Annotated in this window: 8 protein-coding genes; 3 read left to right on the plus strand and 5 right to left on the minus strand. The window is 66.3% G+C overall.

Annotation, left to right across the window (positions count from 1 at the left end):
- The 5 genes from ACR2JA_RS12225 to radC form a co-directional block, all read right to left on the minus strand.
- Positions 1–183: hypothetical protein (locus ACR2JA_RS12225; protein WP_434009355.1), on the minus strand; the 183-nt coding region annotated here is incomplete at its 3' end.
- Positions 184–200: 17 nt separating this feature from the next.
- A complete protein-coding gene (locus ACR2JA_RS12230) occupies positions 201–683 on the minus strand; it encodes a type I-E CRISPR-associated protein Cas6/Cse3/CasE (RefSeq protein WP_434009356.1) in 483 nt (160 codons plus the stop codon).
- On the minus strand, positions 671–1,081 hold the full coding sequence (locus ACR2JA_RS12235; protein ID WP_434009357.1) for a hypothetical protein: 411 nt from the start codon (positions 1,079–1,081) through the stop codon (positions 671–673). The genes ACR2JA_RS12230 and ACR2JA_RS12235 overlap by 13 nt, the downstream gene beginning before the upstream one ends.
- 2 nt (positions 1,082–1,083) lie before the next feature.
- Positions 1,084–1,707, minus strand: coding sequence for a hypothetical protein (locus ACR2JA_RS12240; protein WP_434009358.1), 624 nt, complete (start codon positions 1,705–1,707; stop codon positions 1,084–1,086).
- Positions 1,708–1,832: 125 nt separating this feature from the next.
- Positions 1,833–2,537 carry a RadC family protein gene (gene radC / locus ACR2JA_RS12245; protein ID WP_434009359.1) on the minus strand — a complete coding sequence of 235 codons (705 nt, stop codon included), beginning with the start codon at positions 2,535–2,537 and terminating at the stop codon, positions 1,833–1,835.
- Positions 2,538–2,657: 120 nt separating this feature from the next.
- On the opposite strand from radC, the gene ACR2JA_RS12250 reads away from it, so the two are divergent.
- The 3 genes from ACR2JA_RS12250 to serS all read left to right on the plus strand — a co-directional run bounded on the left by ACR2JA_RS12250 (position 2,658) and on the right by serS (position 5,596).
- Positions 2,658–3,107 carry an FKBP-type peptidyl-prolyl cis-trans isomerase gene (locus tag ACR2JA_RS12250; protein WP_434009360.1) on the plus strand — a complete coding sequence of 150 codons (450 nt, stop codon included), beginning with the start codon at positions 2,658–2,660 and terminating at the stop codon, positions 3,105–3,107.
- A complete protein-coding gene (gene ispH, locus ACR2JA_RS12255; protein WP_434009361.1) occupies positions 3,107–4,159 on the plus strand; it encodes a 4-hydroxy-3-methylbut-2-enyl diphosphate reductase in 1,053 nt (350 codons plus the stop codon). Before ACR2JA_RS12250 ends, ispH begins: the two co-directional genes overlap by 1 nt.
- A gap of 120 nt (positions 4,160–4,279) precedes the next feature.
- Positions 4,280–5,596: a serine--tRNA ligase gene (gene serS / locus ACR2JA_RS12260; RefSeq protein WP_434009362.1), complete on the plus strand. Its 1,317-nt coding sequence runs from the start codon at positions 4,280–4,282 to the stop codon at positions 5,594–5,596.
- The last annotated feature ends 138 nt before the right edge of the window (positions 5,597–5,734 follow it).

The following is a 5,734-nucleotide window of genomic DNA, read 5'->3' on the forward strand; positions in this document are numbered from 1 at the left end:
GGCCTCGTGACGCAACCGGCCTCGCAGTTGCGCCGCGGGAATGAACACGGTCCGCTGGTGGCGGCCTTCCACGTCCACGCCTCGGGTGAGCAGGGGTAGACCGTCGGTGCCATGGTGGGTGAAGGTCAGCGGCTGGAGGGTCTGGATGTGCAGGTCAGCGGTGATGGTGTGGTGCTGTGTCATACGGGAACTCCCTGGATTTACTGGACGATGAGCAGGTTCAGGCCGAAGGCGCTGCCGACGCGACCGATGCCTTTGACGAGACAGTTGGCAAAGGCCTGGGGGTCGGTCACTTTGAGCAGACCGGTGAATTCGGTGGCGTCGAGGGTGAAGCGGCGTCCGTCGTGTGTTTCGACTTTCTGCGAGCCGGGGGAGACGTGCACGCCCACGATCTCGAAACCGTGCCGGGTGGCGCGCTTGTCCAGCCACTCGCGCCGGCCACGCCAGTCTTCCAGCGGCAGGTAGCGGTTCTTGTGCCCGCTGGCGTACGACACGCAGGCGGTGGTGGTGAAGGCGAGCAGCTTGCCCACCGGGTAGTCGGGTGGCACGGCTTCTTCAGGGCGGATGCGCACCTGCGAGCCTTCGTCGGCCCAGAGCGCTGGTTTGCCGTTGCGGAACTGTTCGACGATGCGGTGCAGGGCGTAGCCCCGAACGCGAGCCGGTTTGTCGATCACGATGTCCATGTCTTCTCCTGGGTGGCATCAAAGGTTTTGACCTCGCCCTCGCTGCACAGTCGGGCGGCGCGCGGGTCGTAGGTGACGAACAAATCGCGGGCGGTCATGGTGCGTTTGCCCAGGGCCAGCAACACGCAGGGCTGACCCGCCTTGAGCGCATCGTGGATCGCGGTCCGTCGCTCCATGTCGTGGCGAAAGCCCGCTTCGGGAAGGGCCTTGAAGCTGGTGGCCGTCCAAGCGGGTGTGACAACCATCCAGCACGAGGACAGCCGCAGGGTCTTGCCGGTGTTCAGGGGCAAGGCCGTCCCGAACAGGGTGTCGGCATCTGCGACTGCATCGGCTGTTTTGAGTGGTGGTGGCAGCAGCCGGTAGCCGGCGTGCTGCATGAAGAATTCGGGGCCGTTCATGTTCAGATCTCGGTCGGGACGAAGCAGCGGTCCCGGTTGCGAACGTCCCAGTACGGCGCCTTCCAGGCGGCTTCCATCGGAATCCAGTCGCCGCCTTCGGTCCAGCGGTCGGTGGGCACCGGGCGCAGGGGTTCGCCGTCGTAGCCCACCAGACCGTCCAGCTGTCCGTCTTGCACTTCCCACCGGCTCACCTCACCGTACCCGGCCGAGCGCTTCTTGCCGATGAAGCGGACCGGCTGCATCACCGCGAGCACAGCGGTGGCGTGCCCTGTGGCGTACCACTCGATGGCGGAGGCGACGGTGGCCGTGTAGCCGTTGAGGATGTTGCCGGCTTCGCGTTGCCGGGACAGCCCGATGCGCAAGTCACCGTCTTTGGTGTTGGACTGCAGCAGATCCAGCCAGTGTGGTGAATGTTCGGGTCGCATGCTCGCCACGAACGACGCCTTCTGCGTTGCCACTGCGTCGACGCAGAAGCCCGAGCTGGCCAGGTACAAATCCCGGTCACAGCGCAGCAGGTCAGACACATCGCCACGTGCGAGCGTGGCCATGAGCAGGGCGTCCAGGGTGACGTAACCCCGGCGGATGATGGGGCTTCGCAAATGGGCCCGAAGCACGAACGGTTTCACGGTTTCCTCCTGATGGGTTTGACGCTAGGCGGCCCGTTGGTGCACACCACGCCCGCCAATGCCACACAAGCTTATGCCAGCCGGCCCCTGGGGCGGGGCATCTGAAATGTGCCGGAAGAACCGGGTCAGACCAGCCCCAGCTCTGCCATCGACGCCGCCTGGTCGCGCGTGACGATGAAATGGTCGAGCACCCGCACGTCCACCAGCGCCAGCGAGGCCTTGAGCGACTGGGTGAGCGATTCGTCGGCACGCGAGGGGCGCGCCTCGCCGCTGGGGTGGTTGTGGGCCAGCACCACGGCGGCGGCGTGGTGGTGCAGGGCGCGCAACACCACTTCGCGCGGGTAGACGCTGGTCTGCGTCAGCGTGCCGCGGAACAGCTCTTCCAGGGCCAGCAGGCGGTTCTGGCTGTCCAGGAACATCACGCAGAACACCTCGTGCGTGCGCGCGCCCAGTTGCAGTTGCAGGTAGTGGCGCACGGCCTGGGGGCTGTCGAACAGGGGGCGTTGCTGCAGTTCCTGCGCCAGCGCGCGGCGGGCCAGTTCCAGCACGGCCACCACCTCGGCGCGCTTGGCCGGGCCCAGGCCTTTGATGACCTTGAGCGCATCGGCCCCGGTGTGCAGCAGGCCGCCCACGCCGCCGAAGCGGTCCAGCAGTTCCTGCGCCAGCTGCAGCACGTGTTTGCCCGCCATGCCGGTGCGCAGCAGCAGGGCCAGCAGTTCGGCGTCGCTCAGGGCCGACGGGCCGCGGGCCAGCAGCTTTTCGCGCGGGCGCGCATCGCTCGGCAGGCTTTTCAGGCCGGTGTTGGGCGCGGTCGTGGCGGGGCCATCCATGTGCGTGTCCTCCCTGTGTGCGGCCCCTTTTTACAATAGCGGTCTTTGCTCGCAGCGCCGTTTCGATCGCCTGCGCCCCCCGGCACGCTCGCCGGGCTGCACTTCATCCCCATTCCGTCCATGCCGCACGTCCAAGAAGGTTCTTTTCTCACCCTGCACTACCGCTTGTCCGGCCCGCAGGGCAAGGTGGTGATCGACACCTTCGCGCAGGGGCAGCCCGCCACGCTGAGCCTGGGTGCCGGCGAGCTCTCCCCCGCCATCGAGCAGCGCCTGATCGGCCTGGAAGAGGGCACGACCTCGGTGATCGAACTCGCGGCCGGTGAAGCCTTTGGCGAGCGCCAGCCCGAGATGGTCCAGTGGGTGGCGCGCAAACTGCTCAACGAGCTGGGCGACCCGCACGAGAAGTACACCGCCGGAGATGTGGTGCAGTTCCCCACGCCAGACGGGTTGGGCAGCTACGCCGGATCGGCCGTGGAGGTGCGCGAGGACGGCGCGGTGCTGTTCGACTTCAACCACCCGCTGGCCGGGCAGCCGGTCAAGTTTGAAGTGCAGTTGATCGGAGTCCTCTGATGAGCGAAGAATCGAGCGCTGCGCCGGGCCGCCCCAAGCAAGCAAGGGCCCTCTCGGGGGGCAGCGAACCACACGAAGTGGGTAGCGTGGGGGCTGAAGTCCTTCTAGCAGAGCCACGCGGCTTCTGTGCCGGTGTGGACCGCGCGATCGAGATCGTCGAGCGCGCGCTGGCCAAGTTCGGCCGGCCCATTTACGTGCGCCACGAGATCGTGCACAACACCTACGTGGTCAACGACCTGAAGGACAAAGGCGCGATCTTCATCGAGGATCTGGACGAGGTGCCGCCCGGTGCCACGCTGGTGTTCTCGGCCCACGGCGTGAGCCAGGCGGTGCAGAAAGAGGCCGAGCGCCGGGGCTTTCGCATCTTCGACGCCACCTGCCCGCTGGTGACCAAGGTGCACGTCGAGGTGGCCAAGCTGTTCAAGGAGGGCTACGAGTTCCTCATGATCGGCCACAAGGGGCACCCTGAGGTCGAAGGCACCATGGGTCAGCTCAGCGAGGGTATCCACCTGGTCGAGGACATCGACGACGTGGCCAAGGTACAGCCCCGGCAGACCGATCTGCTGGCCGTGGTGACCCAGACCACGCTGAGCGTGGACGACACCGCCGGTATCCTGGCCGCCGTGAAGGCGCGCTTTCCCAAGGTGCGCGAGCCCAAGCACCAGGACATCTGCTACGCCACGCAGAACCGGCAGGACGCCGTCAAGCTGCTGAGCCCGCAGGTGGACATCGTGATCGTGGTCGGCAGTCCCACCAGCAGCAACAGCAACCGACTGCGCGAGGTGGCGCACCGCCTGGGTACAGAGGCGTACATGGTCGACAACGCGGGCGAGCTCAAGGCCGAATGGTTCGACGGCAAGCAGCGCGTGGGCCTGACAGCCGGCGCGTCTGCGCCCGACATCCTGGTGCAGCAGGTCATTGACCGCTTGCGCGAGCTGGGCGCGATTGCTGTGCGCAAGCTCGACGGCATCACCGAGACCATCAAGTTCCCGTTGCCCAAGGGTCTGAAGATCGACGGTGACGGCGATGGCGCCATCGACCATATTCATTGATCTCACCCATGCGCAGCCGGCCCAGCCCAGGCCAGCGCGGAACCGGCTTTGCCGGGCCGCAGCTGGCGCCCCCTGGGGGGTGACGCCGAAGGCGGCGCAGGGGGTACCTACAATCCTTCCATGCTAGACATCCTTCAACTCCGCAAAGACCTGGACGCCGTGGTGGCGCGCCTGGAAACCCGCAAGAACCCGCAGCCCTACCTCGACGTCACCGCCTACCAGGCGCTGGAGCACGAACGCAAGGCGCTGCAGACCCGCACCGAAGCCCTGCAGGCGCAACGCAACAGCCTGAGCAAGCAGATCGGCATGCTCAAGGGCAAAGGGCAACACGCCGAAGCCGACGCTGTGATGGCACAGGTGGGCGAGATGAAGGCGGAGCTGGAAGCCTCGGCCGCGCGGCTGGACGTGATCCAGGGCGAGCTGCAGAACCTGCTGCTGGCCGTGCCCAACCTGCCGCACGAGAGCGTGCCGGTCGGTGCGGGCGAAGAAGGCAACGTGGTGGTGCGCAGCTGGGGCATACCGAAGAGCTTCGACTTTGAAGTGCGCGACCACGTGGACATCGGCGAGCAGCTGGGTCTGGACTTCGACACGGGCACCAAGCTGGCTGGCTCGCGCTTCACCTTCATGCGCGGCCCCATCGCCCGCCTGCACCGTGCGCTCAGCGCATTCATGCTCGACACGCAGACCCAGCAGCACGGCTACACCGAGTGCTACACGCCCTACATCGTCAACGGCGAGACGCTGCGCGGCACCGGTCAGCTGCCCAAGTTCGAAGGCGATCTGTTTGCGGTGAAGAAGGGTGGGCAGGAGGGCGAAGACATGCCCGACACCCAGGCGCTGTACCTGATCCCCACCAGCGAAGTGACGTTGACCAACGTGGTGCGCGACACCGTGCTGGCCGAAGCCGACCTGCCGATCAAGATGACGGCGCACACGCCGTGCTTCCGTTCCGAAGCCGGCAGCGCCGGGCGCGACACGCGCGGCATGATCCGCCAGCACCAGTTCGACAAGGTCGAGATGGTGCAGATCGTGCACCCCGAAAAGAGCTACGAAGCGCTGGAGGAAATGACCGGCCACGCCGAAGCCATCCTGCAGAAGCTGGGTCTGCCGTACCGGGTGATGAGCCTGTGCACCGGCGACATGGGCTTTGGTGCGACCAAGACCTACGACCTGGAGGTCTGGGTGCCAGCGCAGGGCACCTACCGAGAGATCAGCTCGGTCTCCAACTGCGAGGCCTTCCAGGCGCGCCGCCTGCAGGCCCGATTCAAGAGCGCCCAGGGCAAGAACGAACTGGTGCACACCCTCAACGGCTCCGGCCTGGCCGTCGGCCGTGCGCTGGTGGCTGTGCTGGAAAACAACCAGAACGCCGACGGCAGTGTGACCGTGCCCGAGGTGTTGCGCCCCTACATGGGCGGGCTGGAGCGTCTGTCGGCCTGACGCAGGCGAGCGCCCAAAGAAAAAGCCCGGCGGTGCCGGGCTTTTCAATTTGTGGCGGAGAAGGAGGGATTCGAACCCTCGGTACAGTTGAAACTGTACGCCGGATTTCGAATCCGGTGCATTCGACCACTCTGCCAC

Origin of the sequence: Hydrogenophaga sp., assembly GCF_051007235.1 — a bacterium.
Taxonomy (GTDB): domain Bacteria; phylum Pseudomonadota; class Gammaproteobacteria; order Burkholderiales; family Burkholderiaceae_C; genus Hydrogenophaga.